The organism is uncultured Caballeronia sp., from assembly GCF_964243625.1.
Lineage (GTDB): Bacteria > Pseudomonadota > Gammaproteobacteria > Burkholderiales > Burkholderiaceae > Caballeronia.
This window is the reverse complement of the sequence record NZ_CAXTGZ010000705.1, coordinates 1-2,959: the sequence shown is the minus strand read 5'-3', so window position 1 is coordinate 2,959 and position 2,959 is coordinate 1. Positions and strand designations below refer to the sequence as shown.

Annotated in this window: 3 protein-coding genes; all 3 read right to left on the bottom strand. The window is 62.4% G+C overall.

Features of this window, described 5'->3' with window-relative positions:
- The coding region (locus ACFFAR_RS29620; protein WP_174365313.1) for an aminotransferase class I/II-fold pyridoxal phosphate-dependent enzyme at positions 1–876 on the bottom strand (876 nt) is incomplete at its 3' end.
- Between the two features lie 50 nt (positions 877–926).
- Positions 927–2,252 (bottom strand): histidinol dehydrogenase, encoded by a 1,326-nt coding sequence (gene hisD / locus ACFFAR_RS29615; protein ID WP_062000994.1) that lies wholly within the window; start codon positions 2,250–2,252, stop codon positions 927–929.
- A 43-nt stretch (positions 2,253–2,295) separates the two neighbouring features.
- Positions 2,296–2,937: an ATP phosphoribosyltransferase gene (hisG, locus tag ACFFAR_RS29610; protein ID WP_375509058.1), complete on the bottom strand. Its 642-nt coding sequence runs from the start codon at positions 2,935–2,937 to the stop codon at positions 2,296–2,298.
- Positions 2,938–2,959 lie beyond the last annotated feature (22 nt).

Below are 2,959 nucleotides of genomic sequence, written 5' to 3'. Positions count from 1 at the left end.
ATAAACGGTCGCGCCGGGGAGCGCTGCGACGGCCTGTTCCAGACGTGTGCGTTCGAGGCGAAGTCCGGCGGCCTGGGCATCGAGCACATCGAGGTGATCCAGCATGAAATCCGCGGCCGCCTGCGTCAGCACGTTGATGTTGTAAGGCGGGCGGACCTTGTCGAACTCGGTGATCCATGACGCCTTGCCGGCCAGGTAACCGAGGCGGATGCCGGCCAGACCGAGCTTCGAAAACGTGCGCATGACCACCACGTTGTCGAACTCGGCGGCGCGCGGCAGCCAGCTTTGCTGCGCGAACGGCTGATAGGCTTCATCGATTACGACAAGACTGCCCGATGCCGCCGCGATCACGCGTTCCATATCGGCGTCGTCGTAAAGCGTGCCGGTGGGATTGTTCGGGTACGCGAGATACACCAGCGCCGGATTGTGCACTTCGATAGCGGCGATGAGCGTGTCGGCATCGAGCGTGAAGTCGTCGTTCAAAGGCACGCCGACGAAGTCCAGCCCCGCGAATTTTGCCGAGATTGCATACATCACGAAGCCCGGAACGGGCGCGATCACCTTGGCTCCGGGCTTCGCGCACGCAACCGACATCATGCTGATCAGTTCGTCCGAACCATTGCCGAGCAGGACTTCGCACGCAGCGGGAACCTGCATCACGCGCTTGATCTTCTCGATCAACGCGGTGGGGCGCGGCTCGGGATAGCGGTTCAGCGCGACATCGGCGAGCCGTTCGCCTAGTCTGGACGCGAGTTCTGCCGGCAGCCGATACGGATTTTCCATCGCGTCGAGCTTCACCAGGCCGGTGGAATTCGGCACGGGATAGCACGTCATCGCGAGGACGTCGGGGCGGAGAATGTCTTGTGGTCGTGTCATGGTCTGCGAACTTCCGGGCGGCTTTTGAGCCGCCTCCTATAAGTGTAGTGTTACTGCGCCGTGTTTTTCATCCGGTACTCAGCGCTGCGGGCATGCGCCTGCAGGCCCTCCCCGTAGGCCAGTTCCGCTGCGATTTCCCCGAGCGTCTGCGCGCCTTCCGCGCTGACTTCGATCACGCTCGAACGCTTGATGAAGTCATACACGCCAAGCGGCGATGAGAACCGCGCCGTACGCGATGTCGGCAAAACGTGGTTCGGTCCCGCGCAGTAATCGCCGAGACTTTCGCTCGTGTAGCGGCCGAGGAAGATCGCGCCCGCGTGACGGATCAGCGCGCCCCATTGATGCGGATCGAGCGCTGAAATCTCCAGGTGTTCCGGCGCGATGTCGTTGGCGATCGCGCACGCTTCGTTCATGTCGGCGACCTTGATCAACGCGCCGCGATCTTCCAGCGAGCGCTGGATCACGTCGCGACGCGGCAACGTGGGCAGCAATTCGTTGATTGCGTCTTCCACGCGCTGGATGAACGCGGCGTCCGGGCACAGCAGGATGGATTGCGCGAGTTCGTCGTGCTCGGCTTGCGAGAAGAGATCCATGGCGACCCAGCGCGGGTCCGTGGTTCCGTCGCAGATGATCAGGATTTCCGACGGTCCCGCGATCATGTCGATACCGACCGTGCCGAACACGCGCCGTTTCGCCGAGGCCACGTACGCGTTGCCGGGGCCGCAGATTTTATCGACGGCCGGGATGGATTGCGTGCCGTACGCGAGCGCGCCAACTGCCTGCGCGCCGCCGATGGTGAACACGCGATCCACGCCACCCAGCAACGCCGCCGCCAGCACCAGCGGATTCTTCACGCCGTCCGGCGTGGGCACGACCATCACGATTTCCTTCACACCGGCAACCCGCGCGGGAATCGCATTCATCAGCACGGACGACGGATACGCCGCCTTGCCGCCCGGCACGTAGATTCCGGCGCGATCCAGCGGCGTGACTTTCTGGCCGAGCATGGTGCCGTCGGCTTCAGTGTATTGCCAGCTATGGCTGCCACACTCGATTCGCTGCTTCTCGTGATACCCGCGCACGCGCGCCGCCGCTGCTTCGAGCGCCGCGCGGCGTTTCGGCTCGAGCCCTTCGAGCGCCGCCTCGAGTTCGGACTGCGGCAATTCCAGCGAAGCCACGCTTTCCGCCTTCAGCCGGTCGAACTTGTTCGTGTAGTCGAGCACGGCTTCGTCGCCGCGCTTTTTTACGTCAGCGAGAATTTGCGCGACAGAGCGCTCGATAGCTTCGTCCTCGCTCGCCTCGAACGCGAGCACCGCGTGCAGCGCCGTGTGAAAACCGTTGGCGCTGGAGTCGAGTTTGCGAATCTTGATAGACATGATGCTGGTATCCGTTTGTTTGCCTTGACCTGCGTCGCTTTGCCTACACACTAGCCGACGCGCGTTCGAACGCATCGAGATAAGGCTTCAACGCAGCGCGCTTCAACTTCAGCGCGGCCTGGTTCACGACCAGACGCGACGATATTTCCATGATCTCTTCGACTTCGACAAGATCGTTCGCGCGCAACGTGTTGCCCGAGCTGACCAGGTCGACAATAGCATCGGCCAGTCCGACCAGCGGCGCGAGTTCCATCGATCCATACAGCTTGATCAAGTCGACGTGAACGCCCTTCGACGCGAAATGCTCTCGCGCCACTTCAACATATTTTGTCGCAATGCGCAGCCGCGCACCTTGCCGCACGGCGGTTTCGTAGTCGAAACCGTTCTTCACCGCCACCGACATCCGGCAGCGCGCAATGTTCAGATCGACCGGCTGGTACAGCCCGCCGCCGCCGTGTTCGATCAGCACGTCCTTGCCCGCCACGCCGAAATCCGCAGCGCCGTATTCCACGTAAGTGGGGACATCGGTTGCACGCACGATGATCACCCGCAAATTCGGATTCGTGGTCGGCAAGATCAGCTTGCGTGACGTTTCCGGATCTTCAGTCACTTCAACGCCGGCGGCTGCGAGCAGCGGCAAGGTTTCTTCGAAAATCCGTCCCTTCGACAAAGCCAGCGTCAGCATTGCCCCCGCCGGCACCGATGCA